This window comes from Nocardia gamkensis NBRC 108242 (assembly GCF_001612985.1).
GTDB classification, from domain to species: domain Bacteria; phylum Actinomycetota; class Actinomycetes; order Mycobacteriales; family Mycobacteriaceae; genus Nocardia; species Nocardia gamkensis.
On sequence record NZ_BDBM01000022.1, the window covers coordinates 44,056 to 64,686 of the forward strand.

11 protein-coding genes are annotated in these 20,631 nt (G+C 70.2%); 5 read left to right on the forward strand and 6 right to left on the reverse strand.

From position 1 onward, the window contains the following. Positions 1-14 precede the first annotated feature (14 nt). The 4 genes from NG1_RS19340 to NG1_RS19355 all read right to left on the reverse strand — a co-directional run bounded on the left by NG1_RS19340 (position 15) and on the right by NG1_RS19355 (position 8,589). On the reverse strand, positions 15-4,205 hold the full coding sequence (locus NG1_RS19340; RefSeq protein ID WP_062972746.1) for a TIGR02680 family protein: 4,191 nt from the start codon (positions 4,203-4,205) through the stop codon (positions 15-17). Between the two features lie 3 nt (positions 4,206-4,208). Then, positions 4,209-5,630 carry a TIGR02678 family protein gene (locus tag NG1_RS19345; RefSeq protein ID WP_062972748.1) on the reverse strand — a complete coding sequence of 474 codons (1,422 nt, stop codon included), beginning with the start codon at positions 5,628-5,630 and terminating at the stop codon, positions 4,209-4,211. Beyond that, positions 5,630-7,342 carry a TIGR02677 family protein gene (locus NG1_RS19350; RefSeq protein ID WP_245659958.1) on the reverse strand — a complete coding sequence of 571 codons (1,713 nt, stop codon included), beginning with the start codon at positions 7,340-7,342 and terminating at the stop codon, positions 5,630-5,632. Before NG1_RS19350 ends, NG1_RS19345 begins: the two co-directional genes overlap by 1 nt. A gap of 107 nt (positions 7,343-7,449) precedes the next feature. Beyond that, positions 7,450-8,589 carry an NsdA family TPR-like regulatory protein gene (locus tag NG1_RS19355; protein ID WP_062972750.1) on the reverse strand — a complete coding sequence of 380 codons (1,140 nt, stop codon included), beginning with the start codon at positions 8,587-8,589 and terminating at the stop codon, positions 7,450-7,452. 331 nt (positions 8,590-8,920) lie between these two features. On the opposite strand from NG1_RS19355, the gene NG1_RS35790 reads away from it, so the two are divergent. Then, positions 8,921-9,226 carry a hypothetical protein gene (locus NG1_RS35790; protein ID WP_083887588.1) on the forward strand — a complete coding sequence of 102 codons (306 nt, stop codon included), beginning with the start codon at positions 8,921-8,923 and terminating at the stop codon, positions 9,224-9,226. Here the strand turns inward: NG1_RS35790 and NG1_RS19365 are convergent. Both NG1_RS19365 and NG1_RS19370 read right to left on the reverse strand, forming a co-directional pair. Beyond that, positions 9,128-11,716: an AMP-binding protein gene (locus tag NG1_RS19365; RefSeq protein WP_063910377.1), complete on the reverse strand. Its 2,589-nt coding sequence runs from the start codon at positions 11,714-11,716 to the stop codon at positions 9,128-9,130. The genes NG1_RS35790 and NG1_RS19365 overlap by 99 nt on opposite strands. 102 nt (positions 11,717-11,818) lie before the next feature. Further along, positions 11,819-12,703: a PAC2 family protein gene (locus NG1_RS19370; RefSeq protein ID WP_062972754.1), complete on the reverse strand. Its 885-nt coding sequence runs from the start codon at positions 12,701-12,703 to the stop codon at positions 11,819-11,821. A gap of 167 nt (positions 12,704-12,870) precedes the next feature. On the opposite strand from NG1_RS19370, the gene metH reads away from it, so the two are divergent. The 4 genes from metH to NG1_RS19390 all read left to right on the forward strand — a co-directional run bounded on the left by metH (position 12,871) and on the right by NG1_RS19390 (position 20,628). Continuing rightward, positions 12,871-16,467, forward strand: coding sequence for a methionine synthase (metH, locus tag NG1_RS19375; protein WP_157114128.1), 3,597 nt, complete (start codon positions 12,871-12,873; stop codon positions 16,465-16,467). 350 nt (positions 16,468-16,817) lie between these two features. Beyond that, positions 16,818-18,629: a serine/threonine-protein kinase gene (locus tag NG1_RS19380; protein ID WP_062972756.1), complete on the forward strand. Its 1,812-nt coding sequence runs from the start codon at positions 16,818-16,820 to the stop codon at positions 18,627-18,629. Positions 18,630-18,933: 304 nt separating this feature from the next. Further along, entirely contained in the window at positions 18,934-19,605 is a 672-nt protein-coding gene (locus NG1_RS19385; protein ID WP_369691020.1) for an HAD family hydrolase, read from the forward strand. Positions 19,606-19,764: 159 nt separating this feature from the next. Next, positions 19,765-20,628: a HalD/BesD family halogenase gene (locus tag NG1_RS19390; RefSeq protein WP_062972760.1), complete on the forward strand. Its 864-nt coding sequence runs from the start codon at positions 19,765-19,767 to the stop codon at positions 20,626-20,628. Positions 20,629-20,631 lie beyond the last annotated feature (3 nt).

Consider the following 20,631-nt stretch of genomic DNA (forward strand, 5'->3'; position numbering starts at 1 on the left):
GTGATCCCGGACGGCTAGGTCACCGGCGTGAGTTCCAGGCCGCCTTCGATCGCGGTGGGTACCCGGCGGCGATCGGGCGAGCCGAGCGCGGCGGTGAGGTCGGTTCCGTCGTGTTCGGCGAGCAAATCGCCGCTGTCCCACACCAGCAAGGTCGCGCTGACGGTGTTCTCGGCCGCCGCGTGCGCCAAGTCGTAGTGCGCGCACGCCGGGACGTGCGGATAGGTGATCCACAGGTCGTAGCCGGTCATGAAGAGATCGAGGTCGAATTGCACACTCAACCCCAGCAATTCACTGCGGCCGTTGTCGTCGACGCCCGCGAACGCCTCGTCCAGCGCCAGCAGGCGCGGGGCCTGCGGGTCGGCCGAATCGAGCATGACGTGCGCCGCGGCGAACAGCGGCAGGTGCAACGACACCGACTGCTCCCCGCCCGAGAGCGCGCTGTGCCTGGCCACGGTGAGTTTGTCCTCGCTGCCGTCGGCGGAGATCAACGTGAACGAGAACACCCGCCAGGTGCGGTAATCCAGCGTCGCGGCCAGGATCTCGGGGTAGGAGCGTTCCGGGTGCGCGGTCCGCGCGGCCCGGATCTCGGCGGCGAAGTGCGCCCGGATCGCGGCCAGGTCCTCCGCCGTCAGCGCCGAGGCATCCCGGTCCAGCAACTTGCACGTCGCCCGTGCCGCGTCGGACAGGCTGTCGGCGAGCACCCAGTGCACGCCGATGGTGTTGCCAGAGGACATCCGCCGCTGCTTCATCTCCGCGCCCATCCTGGCGATGAGATCGCGTGCGTCGCTCGTGCGTTCGTGGATCTGCTGGGCCAGGCCGGTCAGCAGCGCATCCTCCAGGATGCGGCGCTCGGCGTCGGTGAGCAGAAGTTCCTGGTCACGGCGCGCGGCGTCGATGCGGGTGGCGAAGTCGGCCAGGGCGGAGACCCCGTGCTCGTCGTGCACCTGAACGACGGTGAGGCCGTCGGCGGCGTCCCATTGCAGCCGGTAATCGCGGCCCGAACCGACGAGCGCGGCGTCGAATTCCTGCAACGCCGCGGTCACCGCCGTGCGCGTGGACTTGCGCGTCGCCTCGCCCGCGCGCACCGAGGCCGTCGCCACGGTGAGGCTGTCGAACAGCGCGTGAACTTCGTCGGGCAGGACGCGCGGTGCCGCCTCCGGTCCCGCCGTCGAGATCCGGTACAGCAGTTGCTCGGCTGTCGACCACGCCGCGTCGCTGCTGGGCCAGCGGCCCTCGGGCGCCGCGCCGAGCAACCTGAGCAGATCCGGCTGAGCGTAGGGCGCGAGAGCTCGAACCTCCGCCAGCACCTCGGTGAGCGCGGTGGCGAGGGACTCGTGCGCGGTCCGGTAGGCGGCCTCGGCGTCGCCGACCGCCTCGATGGCCTGGTTGGCGGCCTTGCGGGCGGCTTTCTGCTCGGACTTGGTCGCCTCGATCCGCTGCCGGGCCTGTTCCAGTTCGCGGTCGATATCGGCCGCGCCCGCGCCGAGGGCATCGCGCAGGGTCTCCAGTTTGCGCAGTTGTTCCTGGTAGCCGGTGCGCGCGGCCTCGGCCTCTTCCGTGAACGCCTCGGCCAGGTCGGCGGCCTCGGTCAAGCGGTCGGCGGCCTCGCGTTCGCGCTCCCGTTCCCGTTCGTGATCGCCGCGCAGCCGCAGCAGTCCCGTGCCGGTGTTCTCGAAGTGCCGGATGGCGGCGGCGAGGGCGTCGATCTCCTGGGCCGTGCGCGGCGTGCGGTGGGTGGTGGCGGCGGCGCGCAGCTTCTTGTCCGCGGCGGACAGTTCCGCGACCGCTCGGTCGAGATCGCGCTCGGCGTGGGCGGCGGCCTCCGCCCGTGATCGCAGCACGCCTGCGGCCTCGGATACCGCGCGCAAGGCCGTGGTCACCGTGGTCGGGCGGGGAAGCGCCTTGGCGGCGGCGGAGATTCGGGCGAGTTCGGCGTTGGCGGCGGCCTCTTGCTGTTCGGCGGAGCGCCGGTCCTCGTCCGCGGCCGCCACAGCCGCGGCCAACTCGGCCGAGCGGAGCTCGCGGCGCCTGGCCCGCGCGGTGGCGCCGATGAATTCGGCGTCGGTCTTGCGGTGCCTGCCGATCTGCACGCCTTGCCGGAACGCGCCGTCCGCTCCGATCGTCACCGGTCCGCTCGGCTCGCCCGGGCCCTCGTGCAGGGCGATGGAGGCGAGCACGTCGGCGACGACCTGCCGCGGCACCGTCATGGTGCCGGAATCGTCTTCTATGACCAGCACGTCGGCGAGTGTGCGACCGTTCGGGCGCTCCGGCGCGGGCAGCGGTACCAGGAACTGATCGGAGTCGTAGTCCGGTGGCAGCTCGCCCTCCGGGCAGACCCAGGCGTCCAGCAGATTCGCGGCGTGCAGTGCGGCCTCGATGCCCGCCGCGGACTCGGGCGTCACGCCGTCCGCGAAGCGCACCAGCCGCCACAGTGGGGCGCCGGGCCGGTCGCCGGTCCGGCCGCGGCGGCCCGCGAATGCCGGTGGCGCGTCGTCTCGCCGGGCCGTCACCCGTTCGTGTTCGGCGCTCAGCTCACTGCCCCGCGCCGCCGCCGCGGCCACGCGGGCGCGTGCGTCCTGGCGGCGGCCGCGAATCTCCTCCAGCAGCGGCTCGGTGCGCTCGGTCAGCACCTCGCCGATGGTCGGCGCATCCGAACCGGCCTCGGCCAGAGCCGAGTTCAACGCCTCGAAAAGGCCGGCGCGCACCGGGGTGTAGACCTCGTTGTGCTCGTCCCACCAGGCGCGCAACGCGGCCGCGGCCTCGGAGCGGGTCAACGCGACCTTCGCCTCGGCGTGCGCGACCTCCGCCGCGGCCGCGTCGCGCAGCTCGTTCGCGCGCTCGGACAGCCGCTCGGCCCTGGTGCGTTCGGCGGCGGCGGTCTCCATCGCCCCCACCGCCTTGCGGACCGCACGCACGTCGGCGTCGCGTTCCTCGGCGTGCCCGCGCACCGCCGCGGTGAGCTGCTCGGCCCGGATCGATTCCGGCAGCGGCGCCCACGCGATCCCCGCCTCCTGCGCGGCGGCGCGCAGGTCGTCCTCGCCGCGGGCGAGCGCGGCCGCGGCGGTGCGCACCGCGGTTCCCGCGCGCTCGGCCTCCACGGTCCGCTGGTCCAGGGTCTGGCGGGCCTTGAGCGCCTTGTCGGCGTGCACACCCGCCGAGGTCTCCAGGCGCCGCACCGCGTCGGCCAGGTCGTCGAGCTGCTGTTTGCCCTCGTAGGCGCTGGAGCGCTGGAGGTTCTCCCGATCGGCGAGGGCCTGCTCGTAGGCGCGGTCGGCATCCTCGGCGCGGGCCTCGGCGGCGGTGCGCTCGGTGTCCCTGCGCTCACGCAGGGCCGTGGCGGCGAACAGCGCCGTGCTGGCGTGGGTCACCGCGTCCAGCCGCACGCGGACCTGGTCGACGTCGGTCTTCGCTTGGACGGCAAGGTATTTGCGGTACACCTCGACGAAGGCCCGCGTCGCGGTGTCGGCGTGCACCAAACCCTCCAGGGTGCGCCCGACCTCCTCCATATCGCTGAACGACCGGGCGGCGTCCAGGATCAGCTGCTCGTCGAGCGGGCGAAGGCCGTCGGTGAGCGCCTGCGACAGCCCCCGCGGGTCCAGGTTCTTGGCCAGCTGCGGGCGGCGGAGCGTGAGGATCAGATTGATCAGCTGGTCGTAGCGCTGCGAGCCGAGACCGAACATGCGCGCGTCGATGGCGTTGCGATAGTCCACCGGCCGGTCGACGATCGAGTCGGTGCCGATCTGCTCGGCGAGTTGTTTACGGGTGAACGGCCGGTCGTCCGGGCCGATCAGGGAGAAGTCGACGCCGACCCGTCCGTCGGCGACGAAATACCAGCGGGTCACCTTGTCCGAGGAACGGGTGGCGCGCATGCCGATGCCGACGGTGACCGCCTCGGGGTCCTCCCAGCGACCGCGCGCGAATTCCATCCAGACATAGGAATAGGCCGAGTCCTGCTTGCGGTAGAGCAGATTCGACTTCATCGTGCGTTCCTCGCCGGCGAACGGATTGAGCCTGCGCGGCTCGATCCGGCCGTCCAGCACGAACGGGAACAGCACCTCCAGCGCTTTGGTCTTGCCCGACCCGTTCGGCCCGCGCAGCACCAATCTGCCGTCGGCGAAACAGAACTCCTGGTCGCGGTAGTCCCACAGGTTGACGATCCCGGCGCGGATCGGGGTGAACCGCACTCCGCCGTGAATGAGCGACATCCCTCAGTTCCCTTCCGTGCCGGTACCGTCGGGCCCGTAGGTGTCGGCCGCGGTGACGAACAGTTCCGCCGCCCGCTTGGTGCGGACCGTCACGACCGCGCCACGGTAGCGGGCCAGGGCAGGCAGCACGAGCAGTCCCTCCTCGATCGTCCGGACCAGCCGTAGTCGTTCCAGCAGGGCCACCACCTCGGTGGTGAGGCGCGCGACGTCGGCCTGCCACTGCGCGGCGAAGGTCGTGCCGTACCGGTCGGCCAGTGCCTGTACCGTCTCGCGCAGCCAGGTCCGCTCGATCAGCGGATAGCCGGGCGTGGGCCGGTCGTCCTGTGCCCGGAAGTCGTCCGGGGGATCGAGATCGTCGGCGGGCGCCGCCGGTGCACGCGTCTCGGCCAGCGGTGCGAACACCGTGGATTCGGGGATGGCTTCATCGAGCTGGTCGGCCAGGGCCGCATCCGGCTCCGCGACGGCGTGGCGTCGCGGCAACGGGTGGTCGATATCCAATACCCGGTCGGCGATCTCACCGGCCAGCAGCAAAGCGACCTGCGCGAGCGTACCGGTCCCCGGGAAACGGACGTCCGACAGCCGCCCCGAGGTGTCGATCAGCGCGACCCCCTCGGCGCGGCGTTCGGCGCGCAGCCCCGTGAACAGCTCGACCTCCGCCACCAGCCGCTCCTGGGCGAGGGCGGGGCGCTCTTCGGGCGCGAGGTCCTCGGCGTACACCACCGGCTGTTCGACCAGCGCCCTGCGCACCCGGCGCGCGATCTCGGCGCCGGTCGTCCCGGGGGCGGAAACGGTGGTGCCCGTGGCTTCCTCGCCGAGCAGCCCACGCACGCTGTGCAGATGCTGCAACGCCCGCGGCGGCCGGAACAACGCGAAGACCACCGGCCGATCGATGTCGTAGAGCGCCTCACCGGCATCCGGATCACTGGCCCACCCGCCCGCGTCACCGTCGGCCAAGGTGAGCGCTCCGCGCGCGGTCAGCCAGCCCACCGCGTCGACGAACGCGTCGCGGTCGGCGGCCCGGTCGGTGGCCAGCTCCAGGCCGTCCACCCGGCTCGCGTAGGCCGCGACCTGATCGGCCAGTTCCGACAACGTGATCTGGTCCCCGGCCCGCCCCAGTGCGGCGAGCGCGAGGGCCAGGTAGGCGTAGCGGCGGCGGTCGAAGACGCGCTCGGCGGGCGTGCGCGCGGGCCTGCCCGCGTCGAGGCGGTCCAGTACCGGGAAGACGCGTGCCGTCGTCTCGGTGACTTCGAGCCGATAGCCGAACAATTCGGCGAGGTCCTCGCGCAGCTCGGTGGCCCAGCGCCGGATCAGCGGCAGCGCGATCCGGTCCGGATAGGTGCGGGTCACCAGGTGGTTGGCCAGGATGACCCGGGCCGCGCGTTGATAATTGTCCAGCGCGAGTGCATCGATGGTGCGTCCGTGCATCAGCGGCGCTCCCCGCGCGGGCGCGACCGTGCTCCGGTCGTCTGCTCGATCTTCAGCGCCCGGTTGTTCAACCGCAGCAGCCCGCGGGTGGTGCGCACGACGGTCGGGCCGTCGTGCTCGGACACCGTCAGGGTGACGCCGCTGTCGGAACCGGTGGTGCCCGCCACCCGGCCGCGCACCGGAACCCACGCGGTCGATGCGGCGTCCAGCAACCGCAGCAGCACTTCGGTTTCCCGTTCGTCCAGCACCCGTTCGTGCACGTCGCCGGAAGCCAGTGACCGGGCGGCCTCGGCGCGGGCCCGCTGCGCGTCCAATTGCGCCTCGCGCAGACGCCGGATACCGGCGTCGTTGCGGTGGATGCGGGCGGGCGCACCCGCCGAGGGTGGGCGCCCGGTCTCGGCGAGCGTGCGTGAGATCTCCAACGGCGGTGCGTCCCACCAGGACCGGATCGCCGGGATCACGTCGGCGTCCGGGTGTTCCATCGCCAGGTGCCGCGGCTTGCCCAGCCCGAACACCGCGTCGAACAGCGCGTGGGCGCTGTCCGCGCTCGGCGCCGCGGTGAACCAGCCCGCCAGATGCCGTAGCGCCGACTCCCGGCTGACCCCGCCGCGCCGCGTCTCGGTGACCCGGCGCAGCAACGACAGCACCGCGGCGATGGCGCTCATGGTGGCCTCGCGCAGCCGCTCGGCCTCCGTGGTGCCCGCAGGCTCTCCGCCGCCGGACGCGACGAACCAGATCCGCAGTCCGTCCCACCTGGCCTGCCAATCCGACCGGCGTTCCTCGATGCCCAGCAGCACTCGTTCGTCGCAACGGGCCGCGCGGACGATCAGGTCCTCGACGCCGGTCTCCTCGATCTCGGCGATGGCGGACGCCAGCCGCGGGGTGAACCGGGCCAGGTCGAGGCTGAACTCACGCATGTGCGCCAGCAGCGCGTCCTTGTGCGCGAGAAACGATTCGGGGGTGATCTCGGTGGTGCGCACCAGGTCGCCGAGCCCCAGATAGAAGTGCGCCGCGCGGGCGGCCAGGTCGGACAGCGCGGTGTCGAGGCGGCGCAGCGTGCGGTAGACGCGTTCGGCGTCGCCCGCCCGGTTGGCCTCGGCCAAGGTGTGCAGATCGGCCAGCAATTCCGGCAGGACCAAGCGCGACAGCGAGGCCTCGTCGAGGCGCGCGCTGAGCACCCCTGCGACCGCCCGGTATGCCTGGAATCCGGCCTGGGAGAACTGGTATACGTAGTGCCGGTTGCGGTATTCGGCCAGCGTCGCGGCGCGGGTTCCGTCGTAACTGCGCTCCAGCACGCCCCACTGGTGCAGCTGGTCGAGCAGCGGACCGATCTCGGCGGCCGTCAGGCGTGGGCCCGCCGCCGGGCAGCTGGTCTCCGGAAATCGGTCCGGCGCGCCGGTCTCCGGTTTTGGCGGGCCGCCTTCGTGCGGGCCCGCGGACCTTCGCGATTCCCCGGCGTGCTCCTCACCACCGGCCATCGCGACCGGTTGGTTCGTAGCCACCAGATCGGGCGTGCGCAGCGAATTCCCGTTGCGTCCGATCCACTCCGCGACGTCGTCGGCATGCAGCAGCACCACGTACGCCGCGCGCGCACTGTCGAACGCGCGCAGCACCCGCAGGTAGTCGGCGCGCCGCTCGGCGGTGGCGAAGGAGAACAGCCGCAGCCGGTCGTCCCAGCGGGTATCGGCACAGCTGTCAGCGGAGTCGGTCACCGGGAACAGGGTAGTAGCGGGCTGATCGCCGCCCGCACGACGTTCCGGTGTCCGGCGTGGCCGCGTCCGGTTCGGCACCGTTCGCCGCGGTCGCGCAGCGGGCCGGCTCATTCGACGGACATCGAACGCATCTGGTCCAGGTACGCGCGCGTGCGCGGGTCGCCGGGGAAACGCTCGATGATCTCGCGCGCGACTTCGCCCGCGATCCACATCAGCGAGGGCAGGGAGCGCCTGCTGCCCGCGAACGCGCGCATGCCCTCGGCCACCGCCAGCTCCAGGTCGCGGTCGCGCACCGCGACCACGGCCAGCGTCAGGTGTGCCTCGGAGACCCGCATCGGGTTGCGCACCGTGCCGTCGGGCCGGGTCGCGTTGCGAATCACTTCGCGCGCGTAGCTTTCGGCGAGCCGATCCTCGCCCGCGACGCGGCAGCAGTCCATCGCGTAGAAATCGAACTTGTTCGCATCGATCACGAAGTGGTTGTCCAGATTCGCCGGATGTTCGAGTCGCTCCAAGATAGCTCGACCCTCGTCCAGCGCGGTCTCCACCTCGCGCGTATTGCCGAGCCTGGCCCAGGCTTTGGCGCGCTGGGCGGCGAGTTGGACGCCGACGCGCAGGTGCTGGCTTACTTCCAGCGTCGGCTGAACGGCCTCGATGACGCCGCGGTAGTTGCCCTGGGTCAGTGCGAACCACGCGGTCATTTCCGCCGTCCACGCGGCGATTTCGACGTTCTCCGCCTCCTGCGCCAGCGATTGAGCGGCGCGGCGGGTCGCCTCGGCGGCGGTTCGCCGGCCGAGGTCGTAGTCCACGCAGCCGACCAGCAGCGCGACCCATCCGGCGAGAACGAGGATTTCGCGGTGCTGGGCCAGGGTCAGGCGACCATCCAGCAACGAGGTGATCCTGCGCAGCCACGCCGTGCCCTCGGCGTGCAGGTCGTGCGGGTCGGCGTAGGAGTATTCGCAGCACAGGCGTTCGGCGGTGATGCGGATGGCCTCCAGCGTCACCGAGGACACGTCGGACATGCGCAGTCGTCCGATGAACTCGAGCGTGTCCATGCCCGTCGCCGAGAGCAATTCGTCGTCCCGGTTCGGTCTGGTCTTGGGGAAGAACGCCGCGGGCACCGTGTCGAAGGTGGCGGCGATGATGGGCGCGTAGAAGTCGTCGGGGCGTGATTCGCCCGATTCCCAACGGCGCCAATTACGTAGGAGAGTACTGTCGGTCGGCAGGTTGTGCGAAGACTTTCCACGCATTACGCGAACAGCGTCGGCTTGCGACCACCCCCTCGCGTCACGCTCGGAGCGCATTCGGACAGCCCAGACGGGTCGATCGTCGGTAGCGGCCACGTCTGTAGTATCGCACCAGTTAACGTTTGGTGGCCCCAAGAGGGCAGGCAGATGTCCGTGTGTTGACAGCTACATTCGCGCCGCCGCATTGTGCATGCTGGTCGTGGCGCCAGAAGTTAGCCAGCCCCTCCTGTAAGAGCACCTGCAAGTACATCTGCTCTTGCACGAAGCGCAAATACCCCGTAAAACGGGTGGATCCACATAAGAGAACAGCGATCCCAATCCAACGGAGGTTCGGGTGGAAGCGTTGATCTATGGATACTTGCGTGACGATCTGGCCGATGGCCATAGCAAGGAGCTCGAGGCCGCGATGAGCAGCCTCGCCCGCGAGGAAGGGCTGTGCTTCGCCGCAACGTTCCATGAATCGACCGGCGGCGACGGGACGGCTTTCGCCGAACTCACGGCGGAACTCAAGCGCGCGGACGCGCATCATGTTGTGGTTCCCTCACTCGATCACTTTGCCGGTCAGACGATTCCGCGCGACATCCTGATCGCCAAACTGGCCCAGGAGGCGGCGGCGCGGGTGTGGACCGTGGAGAGCTGACCGCCGCGACCGAATTGCCCGATACCGCACCGATCCCCAGCGTCGCAGCCAGGTAACCGTACCGCTCGCCAGCACACCCGCTGCCAGGGAAGCGAGCAGCCCCGCGAGCCGGTGCTGTTCGAACAGCGGGTACACCTGCCAGTGCAGCAGATAGACGAACAGCGATCCGTCGGCCAGCACCGCCGCGCAGACGGCGACGACGGCGGGAACCCGGACTGCGGACAACCACACCAGTGCGAGCAAGCCCGCCATGATCAGTCGCTCCCGCTCGGGAACGCCGAAATATCCGGGCACCGCGATCAGTACGACGGCACTCACCGTCATCCGCTGCCACACCGACGTCGCCTTCGCCGCCGCCCAGCCGAGCGCGAAGAGCCACACCGCCAGCGGGGAGAACGGGATGTCCTTCGGCGAATACAGACCGAACGCCTGGTATCGGAACACGAGACATATCGCGACCAGCGCCATCGCGAACCAGAACGGCTCGGCGCGTTGCCATCGGTCCAGCACGGGGACCCGGATCAGCAGCGCGGCGGCCAGCATGAAGTACACGAGCACCTCGAGGAACCACAGGTGCCCGGCGGTGGCGCTGTCGTGCGGGCCGAGAATCTTGTTCAGCAACAGGACATTCTGCCACCCGTAGTAGTCGCTGAAGGGCAGCGTCAGCGCGACCCAGAGCGCCGTGGGCGCCGCGATGGAGCCCGCGGCGCGCAGCGTGTGCCGCAAGCGCGCGGCGGGTGGCGCCGCGGTCACGGCGAACCGTGCGAAGTTGAATCCGGCCACGCCGAGCAGCACGTGCGCCGCGCCCCATCGCACGAACACCCCGGCGTGCGCGCTCACGATCAGCACGATGCCGAGCGCGCGCAGCAGCGTTCCGGTGTCGAGCGCCCGTCCGAACCTGCTGCGGCCCTCCGGTATCCGCTCCAAGTCCGCCACGGAGGTGTTCGGCCAGTCGGTGGGCAGGTCGCCGAGTGTTCGCTCCAGTCGTGCCGCGGTGCTCACGTAGGTCAGCGAATTCCCGCCGAGATCGACGAACGTGCTGTCGGCGTGGATCCGCGCGGGGTCGATGCCCAAGGTGGTGGCGTAGAGGGTGCGGATGTCACGCACCTGCGGCACGGCTCCGGTCAGCCGCCGGATCGCGGGATAGTCGGGTTTGCCATTCGGTAGCCGTGGCATTCGCTCGACCGGGCGGATCCGGATGGCGGCGGCGGGCAGGCCGGACAGGCGCGCGGCGATTTCGGTCGGATCGGACCGAGGAGTCTCCACCGCGACGACCAAGTGCGTGTCGTCGTCGGCGCAACACGCCGTGAAACCGGCCGCCGCCAGCCCGGATTCGAGCCGCTCCAGATCGATGCGCAATCCGAAGATCTTGGCGAAGCGGCTGCGCCTGCCGACCACCTGATACAAGCCCTCCGGTGTGCGCCGGGCCAGGTCGCCGGTGCGCAGGGCGTCGAGCGTGCGGCCGAGTGCGAGGTCTGCGGCCGACTTCGCGTAGCCCATCATCACATTGGCGCCGTGATAGACCAGTTCGCGCGGTTCGTCCCCCTCGTCGGCTTCCTCGATCGGCTCGAGGGTGAATTCGCCCCCGGGGATCGGTATCCCGATGCAGTCGGGATGCGCGCTCGCCAGATGCGCGGGCAGGTACGCCATCCGGGCGGTGGCCTCGGTCTGGCCGTACATGACGACGAAGTCCCAGCCGTTCGCCCGGCCGAGTTCGGCGTATTCGCGCACTCGCCGCGGCGCCAGCCTGCCGCCCGCCTGGGTGACGTAGCGCAGGTGCGGCAGGGTCATGCGAGCGAAACCGATGCGGTCGAGCAGATCGATGGTGTAGGGAACCGCGGCGAAAGACGTTGCGCGACACTCCCGGAACGCGCGCCAGAATTCCGTATCCAGTACCGACCGGTCGGTGAGCAGGAGACTCGCCCCGCGCAACAGATGACTGTGCACCACCGACAGGCCGTAGCAGTAGAACATCGGCAGGGTGGTGGCCGCGCAATCCTCCGGGCCGATGGCCAGGTACTCGGCGATAGCCGCGGCGTTGGCGCGCAGGTTCCTCGCCGAGAGCCGGACGAGCTTGGGCGACCCGGTGGACCCCGAGGTGCTCAGCAGCAGCGCGAGATCCGGATGCAGACGATGCGCCGAGCGCTCCCGCACCACGCGGGCGCGGCCTCCTTCGATGAGGACGTCCGGATCGTAGGTATCCCGCAACTCCGCAGTGATCTGCTCGGTGAGCAACACGACGCAGCCGGCGCTGAGCGCTCCGAGATACGCGACGAGTGAGGCGAGGTCATTGCGCGCGGCGAGCGCGACGAGGCGGCGGGCCGGGCCCAGCTCGGCCGCGTAACCCTCGACCAGCGCCGCAAGCCGAGCGTAAGTGACTTGCCGCGCGGATTCGGGCACGGCGCCGTCGGTGTCCGCACGGTCGGGGCACCGGACGGCGATCCGCTCGTCGAAGGTGCGCAGACGCTCGACGATCGGATGGACGGTCACCGGCGAAAGTGTAGGAGGCGGTCGTTCCCCGGCCCGAAGGTGGCCCCCTGGCGAACTTCCGGTGAACGGTCGTCCGTCCCGAACGCGCCCCCGCGCCGCCGATCAGAGACCGAAGCTGCCCGGACCTCGTCTGCGCAGGTACTTCTCGAATTCCGCCGCGATGGCGTCGCCGTCGATCTTGGCCATCGCCTCGTTCACGTCGACCGCCGCGTCCCCGCGCTCCTCCAGCGAGCGCACGTACTCGCTGATCTCCTCGTCGCCCACGGTCATCTCGTTGACCGCGATCTCCCAGTCCTCCGCCTGTTTGGGCAGCTCACCCAGCGGCACTTCGATGTCGAGCACGTCCTCCACCCGGTGCAGCAGCGCGATGGTCGCCTTCGGATTGGGCGGCTGGGAGACGTAGTGCGGGACGGCGGCCCAGAACGACACCGCCGGGACACCCGCCTTCACGCACTGGTCCTGCAGCACGCCGGTGATCCCGGTGGGGCCCTCGTAGCGGGTCTGTTCCAGGTTGAACCGCTCGGCCGCCTCCTTGCTGTAGGCCGAACCGGTCACCGGCACCGGTCTGGTATGCGGAGTGTCCGCCAGCAACGCGCCGAGAATGACCACCGTCTGCACCCCGAGCTGCTCGATGAACTCCAGCAGGTCGCCGCAGAAGCTGCGCCAGCGCATGTTCGGTTCGATGCCGCGCAGCAGCACCACGTCGCGGTCGCTTCCGGGCGGAGAGCAGACCGACAGCATCGTCGACGGCCACTGGATTTCCCTGGTCACCCCGTCCACCTGACGCACGGTCGGCCGGTTGACCTGATAGTCGTAGTAGTCCTCGGAGTCGAGTTCGGCCAACGGTTCGGCGTCCCAGATCAGTTCCAGATGCTCGACGGCGCCGCTGGCCGCGTCACCGGCGTCGTTCCACCCCTCGAAGGCGGCGACCAGTACCGGATCCCGCAACGTCGGCAGTTCCGGATCGGGAGTTTCACTGGCGTTCACTCGGTCAGCCTACGGCGTGCGGCGATATGGCGTGTCGTATGACGGCCGGACCGGGTGGCGTGTTTCCGCGAGCGGATGCGGCGGCGTCGCGCCGACCGTGTGGTCCAGGCCACCGAGCCTCGACGCGGTGGCCGGGAACGTCCCCCCTGCCCACTACGCTGGAACGCATGTCTGCGTCCATCCCCGCCGAGTTCGACACCACGCTACTCGACACGCTGCGCCGCCGTGTCGTCATCGGCGACGGTGCGATGGGCACCATGCTGCAAGCGGCTGATCTGACCCTGGACGATTTCCGCGGGTTGGAGGGCTGTAACGAGATCCTCAACGACACCCGCCCCGACGTCCTGCGCGACATCCACCGCGCCTATTTCGAAGCGGGCGCCGACGCGGTCGAGACCAACACCTTCGGCTGCAATCTGCCCAACCTCGCCGACTACGACATCGCCGACCGGATCCGCGACCTGTCCGAGCGCGGCACCAGGCTGGCCCGCGAGGTCGCCGACGAGATGGGTCCGTCCGCCGACGGTACGCCACGGTACGTGCTCGGTTCGATGGGGCCGGGCACCAAGCTGCCCACGCTCGGTCACGCCCCGTTCGCCGCGCTGCGCGACGCCTACACCGAGGCCGCCCTCGGCATGCTGGACGGCGGCGCCGACGCCATCCTCATCGAGACCTGCCAGGACCTGCTCCAGGTGAAGGCGGCGGTGACCGGCAGCAGGCGCGCGATGGCGAAGCTGGGCCGCCGGATTCCTATCATCACCCACGTCACGGTGGAGACCACCGGCACGATGCTGGTGGGCAGCGAGATCGGCGCGGCGCTGACGGCGCTGGAGCCGCTCGGCATCGACATGATCGGCCTGAACTGCGCGACCGGCCCGGACGAGATGAGCGAGCACCTGCGCCACCTGTCCCGGCACGCGCAGGTGCCGGTCTCGGTGATGCCGAACGCGGGGCTGCCGGTGCTCGGCGCCCACGGGGCGGAGTATCCGCTCACGCCCGAGGAACTCGCGGTCGCGCTGCGCGGGTTCGTCAGCGAGTTCGGGCTGGCCCTGGTCGGCGGCTGCTGCGGGACAACGCCCGAGCACATCCGTCAGGTCACCGCCGCGGTGCGCGAGGTCGAGCAGGCCCTGCCGCCGATCGCCGAGCGGCGCAAGCCGGTGCACGAGCCGAGCGTGTCCAGCATGTACACCGCGGTGCCGTTCGAACAGGACGCCTCGGTCCTGATGATCGGCGAGCGCACGAACGCCAACGGCTCCAAGGCCTTCCGCGACGCCATGCTGGCCGAGGACTGGCAGAAGTGCCTGGACATCGCCAAGGACCAGACCCGCGACGGCGCGCACATGCTCGATCTGTGCGTCGACTACGTCGGCCGGGACGGCACCCGCGACATGAGGGAGCTGGCCGCCCGGCTGGCCACCGCCTCGACGCTGCCGATCATGCTCGACTCCACCGAGGCCCCGGTGTTGCAGGCCGGGCTGGAACATCTCGGCGGGCGTTGCGCGGTCAACTCGGTGAACTACGAGGACGGCGCAGGCCCCGATTCGCGTTTCCAGCAGACCATGCGGCTGGTGGCCGAGCACGGCGCCGCGGTGGTTGCGCTGACCATCGACGAGGAGGGCCAGGCCCGCACCGCGGCGAAGAAGGTGGAGATCGCCGAGCGGTTGATCGCCGACATCACCGGCAACTGGGGGCTGTCGGAGAGCGACATCATCATCGACACGCTCACCTTCACGCTCGGCACCGGCCAGGAGGAGTCGCGCCGCGACGGGCTGGAGACCATCGAGGCCATCCGCGAGCTCAAGCGCCGCCATCCCCGGGTGCAGACCACCCTGGGTCTGTCCAACATCTCCTTCGGTCTCAACCCGGCGGCCCGGCAGGTGCTCAACTCGGTCTTCATGCACGAATGCGTCGAGGCCGGTCTGGACTCCGCGATCGTGCACGCCTCGAAGATCCTCCCGATCAGCCGGATCCCGGACGAGCAGCGCGAAACCGCGCTGGATCTGGTGTACGACCGCCGCGCCGAGGACTACGACCCGCTGCAGAAGCTGATGGCGCTGTTCGAAGGCGTCTCCACCTCCTCGTCGAAGGCGTCGCGGGCGGAGGAACTGGCCGCGCTGCCGCTGTTCGAGCGGCTGGAGCGGCGGATCGTCGACGGTGAACGAGCGGGGATGGAGGCCGACCTCGACGCGGCCATGACCGAGGTGCCGCCGCTGCAGATCATCAACGAGACCCTGCTCACCGGGATGAAGACGGTCGGTGAGCTGTTCGGCTCCGGTCAGATGCAGCTGCCGTTCGTACTGCAGTCCGCCGAGGTGATGAAGGCCGCCGTCGCGTACCTGGAGCCGCATATGGAGGCCACCGACGACAGCGGCAAGGGCCGCATCGTGCTGGCCACCGTCAAGGGCGACGTGCACGACATCGGCAAGAACCTGGTGGACATCATCCTGTCGAACAACGGCTACGAGGTGGTCAATCTCGGCATCAAGCAGCCGATCGCCACCATCCTGGACGCGGCGGTGGACAAGAAGGCCGACGTCATCGGCATGTCCGGCCTGCTGGTGAAGTCGACGGTGGTGATGAAGGAGAACCTCGAGGAACTCAACGCCAAGGGCGTGGCCGAGCAGTTCCCCGTGCTGCTCGGCGGCGCGGCCCTCACCCGGTCGTTCGTGGAGAACGATCTCACCGCGGTGTACGAGGGCGACGTGCACTACGCCCGCGACGCGTTCGAGGGCCTGCGGCTGATGGACGACATCATGACCCGCAAGCGTGGCGGCGAACTCGACCCCGACAGCCCGGAGGCCATCGCCGAGCGGGAGAAGGCGGCCGAGCGCAAAGCACGTCACGAGCGCTCGAAGCGGATCGCGGCGGAGCGCAGGGCCAACGAGGCGCCCGTCGTGGTGCCCGAGCGCTCCGATGTCGCGGCCGACCTGCCGGTGCCGGTGCCGCCGTTCTGGGGCACGCGGCTGGTGAAAGGTCTTGCCCTGCACGAGTACTCGGGTCTGCTGGACGAACGGGCGCTGTTCCTGGGCCAGTGGGGCCTGCGCGGGCAGCGGAGCGGCGACGGACCGAGCTATGAGGAACTGGTGGAAACCGAGGGCAGGCCGCGCCTGCGCGCCTGGCTGGACCGGTTGAGCACCGAAGGTGTGTTGCAGCACGCCGCGGTGGTGTACGGCTACTTCCCCGCGGTGTCCGAAGGCGACGACGTCATCGTGCTCACCGAACCGGAGCCCGACGCGCCGGAGCGGTACCGGTTCACCTTCCCGCGTCAGCAGCGCGACCGCTTCCTCTGCATCGCCGACTTCATCCGTTCCCGGGACTACGCCCGCACGACCGGTCAGGTCGACGTCCTGCCGTTCCAGCTGGTCACCATGGGTCAGCCGATCGCCGACTTCGCCAACGAACTGTTCGCGGGCGACAGCTACCGCGACTACCTGGAGGTGCACGGCATCGGCGTCCAGCTCACCGAGGCGCTCGCCGAGTACTGGCACCGGCGCATCCGCGAGGAACTGGTGCTCGACGGCCACGCGGTCGCCGAGTCCGACCCGGCGGACGTGCTGGAGTACTTCAAGCTCGGTTACCGCGGCGCGCGCTACTCCTTCGGCTACGGCGCCTGCCCCGACCTGGAGGACCGCGCCAAGCTGGTCGACCTGCTCGAGGCCGATCGTATCGGCGTGGTGCTGTCGGAGGAGCTGCAGCTGCATCCGGAGCAGTCCACCGACGCGTTCGTGCTGCTGCATCCGGAGGCGAAGTACTTCAACGCGTAGGCGTACGGCACACCGCGAGCCATAGCGAAATGCTCTCGCGCCAAGGGCCTTTGCTACCTGGCCGGATGTCGATTCTCGCGCGGATCGGGTGCGCGTCGGCGCGTCATGGCGCGCGGGCGCGCGGTGTTGACCTGGGCGATCGCCCAGGCCCGCGCCGGGAGGTGGATGTCTGTCGGGTGGATGTGCCATTGTCGAAGGCGTTGTAACTGCATCCGGGGCAGTCGGCGGATGCGTTCGCTTCCCTGCTCAGTGGTGCGAAGCACCTCGGCGTGTACGCCTTCGGAGTCCTTGGCGGGCTTACGCGCGGAGTGCGAAACGGCTAGGCGCGTGAGTAGGAGAGGCACACCACCATGACGGCGGATCGATTGATCGCGGGACGGTACCGGCTCACGGATCCGATCGGCACCGGCGCCATGGGCGTGGTCTGGCGAGCGACCGATGTCCGGTTGCAGCGCGCCGTCGCGGTCAAACAGGTGTTGCTCGGTCCCGGCCTGTCCGGGTCGGCGGCGCTGGAGGCGAAGCGACGTGCCATGCGGGAGGGGCGGATCGCCGCCCGGCTGCACCATCCGAATGCCATCACCGTGTTCGACGTGGCCGAGGAGGACGGCCAGCCCTGGTTGGTCATGGAGTACATGGACGCGCCGAGCCTGGCGACCAAACTGTCGGGCAATCGCACGCTGCCGCCGATCGAGGTCGCCGAGATCGGCGCGCAAGCGGCGAGCGCCCTGGCCGCCGCGCACGACGCGGGGATCATGCACCGGGACGTGAAGCCGGCGAACCTGCTGGTCGCCGACGACGGCACGGTCAAGATCACGGATTTCGGCATATCCCGCGCGGTCGGCGACGTGACGGTCACCGCCACCGGCTTCCTCGCCGGGACGCCGGCCTATCTGTCGCCGGAGGTGGCGCGCGGCGAGGATCCGGAACCGGCTTCCGACGTCTTCGCCCTCGGTTCGACGCTGTACGCGGCCGTGCAGGGCACCCCGCCCTTCGGCGAGGGCGACAACCCGCTCGCCCTGCTGCACGCGGTCGCGCGGGGGGAGATCCCGCCTCCCGAGGCCGCGGGCCCGCTGGGGCCGGTGCTGATGTACCTGCTGGCTCCGTCCGTCGCCGACCGCCCGACCATGCGGGAGGCGAAAGCGGTCCTCGAAGCCGTTGCGGCGGGCCGGAATCCACAACTGCCCGTAGCGGTGACCAAGGTGATTCCCGCCCCCGCCACGGTGACGACCGTCCTGCCCGACCGAGCCGCTGCCGTATCGCCGGAGCAGCCGGTGGACGACGAGGTCACCGCTGTCGTGCCCTTCGCCGGGCCGAGTCCGTTCCCGCCGCAATCGGTCACGCCGCCGCCGGCGCCGAGGCGGCCCGGGCGGGCGGCGACGTTGCCGGGCGTACTGCGGGGCAGACAGCGCGGCCGGCTGATCGCCGTGGAAGTCGCCGCCGTGGTCGGGGTGCTGATCCTGGTCGCCATCATCGCGACGCTGACCACCGTCGACAGCGAGGGTGGCGACGCGGCGACGTCGTCGGCAATGCCTCCGGCCGCCGGGGCGCCCGAGAACGCGCCGTCATCGGCCGACACGGCCGGACCGGAGCCGCGACAGGCCCCGGCCCAAGCTCCCGCCCAACCCCCGGCTCAGGCGTCCTCCTCCCCGGCGCCCGCTCCCGTGCCCGGGCCCGCGACCACTTCCGCGGGAGCGCCGCCGCCCCCGCCCGCACCGGGAACCGCCCCGCCCGCGCAGACGACGAATCCCGCACCGAGCACCACCCCGCCGCCCGGCACCACACCCCAGCCCACCACGTCGAGCCCCGCCCCGACCACCACCGGCCCCACCGCCACCGCGACGACCGCCCCGTCCGGGCCGCCGACGCCCGACCGCATCGCCTCGTTCATCCAGGGTTATTACGGCATGCTGCCCGCCAACGTCTCCGGCGCCTGGACACAGCTCGCCCCTGGATACCAGTCGAAGACCGGTTACGACTCCTACGTGAACTTCTGGGGCTCCATCCGCTCGGTGAGCGTGGGCTCGGTCACGCAGAACGGTGCGAACCGGGCGGTGGTCGCGCTGACCTATACCCTGAAGAACGGCACGACGACCTCCGAGAACCGATGGATCGAGGTCGTCGGGGACAGTGCCAAGCTGCAGATCGCCGCGTCGGGCACCTAGACCGGTTCCCTCCGCGGTCGGCGCCTGCGGTGTGCGACTTCGGCGTGACCGCACCGATCGGGCAATGTCTCGGCCCTTGCTCGGGCACGGCGTGGAGGCGCGCCTGACGGTGCGCTTCGGGCGGCTGCCTCCGCCTCAGGCGGCACGATGGACGAACGCTGGGCAGCACCCGGTCCATTCGGCTGCACGGGTGAGCGGGGCTTCGCCCGGCGGTACGGTTCGTGGGCGCACTTCGCGGTGGGGGCGCGGACGGCCCGCCGAGCCGTGCCGATGACATGGACGAGATCTAGGAGAAGGACCGAACGTGACAGCGCGACTGGCCGGAGTGCTCTGGGACATGGACGGCACGCTGCTGGACTCGGAGAAACTCTGGGATGTCGCGGTGCGCGAACTGGCGCGCGAGCACGGCCGCGAGATGACCGACGCGATCCGGCACGCGCTGATCGGGGCGTCGGGTCCGAACGCTCTGCGGATCATGTTCACCGGCCTCGGCATCGCGCCGACGCCCGACTCACTGCGGGCGGCGGGGGAGTTCCTGGAACAGCGGGTGACCGAATTGATGACCGGCCCCATCCCGTGGCGGCCGGGTGCGAAGGACGCGCTGGCCATGGTTCGCGCGGCGGGGTTGTCCAGTGCGCTCGTCACCAATACCAAGCGGTCGCTCACGGAATTCGGTCTCGACACCCTGGGGCGCGACTTCTTCGACGTCTCGGTCTGCGGCGACGAGGTGGCGCACGGCAAGCCGGAGCCGGATGTCTACCTGCGCGCCGCCGAACTGCTCGAACTCGATCCGGAACACTGTGTGGCGGTGGAGGACTCGCCCACCGGCGCCCGTGCGGCGCAGGCCGCGGGCTGTGCGCTGATGGTGGTCCCGTGCGAGATCCCGGTGCCGCACGCGCCGGGACGGATGTTCCGGGATTCGCTGATCGGGCTGACCGTCGCGGATCTCGAACACGCTCTGCGCGTGCGTCGTTGAGCTGTTCGGGCGAGCGCCCGGAGCGCCGCTGCGGGCCGATGTGGACCGAGAGTTACTGTGCCGCAACGGGAGTGCGCGCAGATAGTAGGTGTGACCGTGATCACCGGCAATCTCGCCGAATCCCGGGCGTGTCGGCGACGGGTCCACCAAAATGACGCCATGGCAGCGTTGGGCGTACTCGACGAGATCGTAGATATCGCACAGTATCCCCTGGCGGATCCGGACGGGCCCGCGCTGCGGGAAGCGGTCCGTCGCGCCCGTGCGGAACTGGCCGACACCGGCTGCACCGTGTTGCGCGGGTTCGTCCGCCCGGAACTCACCGAGACCCTGCGGACGCAGGGTGAGCTGATGGCTCCGCACGCGCACTACGAGGTCGAGCGGGTCAACGCCTACAACATCCCCTTGGACACCGAACTGCCGGAGAATCATCCGGGCCGGATCGTGCTGGAGCGGGGTAACGCCTTCGTGCCGCGCGACCGCATCCCCGCCGACGCGCTGATCCACCGGCTCTACACGGACGAGCTGTTCCAGCGGTTCGTCGCCGACTGCTTCGGATTGGCCGAATTGCACGAGTTCGCCGATCCGCTCGCCGGACTGTGCCTCAACGTCGTCGCGCCGGGTATGTCGCATCCCTGGCATTTCGACACGAACGAATTCACCGTCTCGATGCTGACCCAGCCCGCCGAGGACGGTGGCGTCTTCGAGTACTGCCCCGCTATCCGCACACCCGAGGCGGAAAACCTCGACGACGTCCGCGCCGTGCTGACGGGCGACGGCGAGCGTTTCGTCCAGCGGCTCGAACTGCGCCCGGGCGACCTGCAGCTGTTCCAGGGTCGCTTCTCGTTGCACCGCGTCTCACCCGTGGGCGGTGCGCGCCAGCGCCATTCGGCCATTTTCGCCTACACCGATCGTCCCGGAATGGTCGGCACGGTGGAACGTACCCGGCAGTTGTTCGGCCGCGTGCTTCCCGACCACCTAGCCGCCGCGGCCGCTGCCGTGCGGGGCGATCGACTGCTCGACTGAGCC

Bases quoted from the DNA above. Each gene is read 5' to 3' on its own strand.
- NG1_RS19390 (WP_062972760.1), top strand. From the start codon at position 19,765: ATGGCAGCGTTGGGCGTACTCGACGAGATCGTAGATATCGCACAGTAT.
- NG1_RS19355 (WP_062972750.1), bottom strand. From the start codon at position 8,589: ATGCGTGGAAAGTCTTCGCACAACCTGCCGACCGACAGTACTCTCCTA.
- NG1_RS19380 (WP_062972756.1), top strand. From the start codon at position 16,818: ATGACGGCGGATCGATTGATCGCGGGACGGTACCGGCTCACGGATCCG.
- metH (WP_157114128.1), top strand. From the start codon at position 12,871: ATGTCTGCGTCCATCCCCGCCGAGTTCGACACCACGCTACTCGACACG.
- NG1_RS19340 (WP_062972746.1), bottom strand. From the start codon at position 4,205: ATGTCGCTCATTCACGGCGGAGTGCGGTTCACCCCGATCCGCGCCGGG.
- NG1_RS19345 (WP_062972748.1), bottom strand. From the start codon at position 5,630: ATGCACGGACGCACCATCGATGCACTCGCGCTGGACAATTATCAACGC.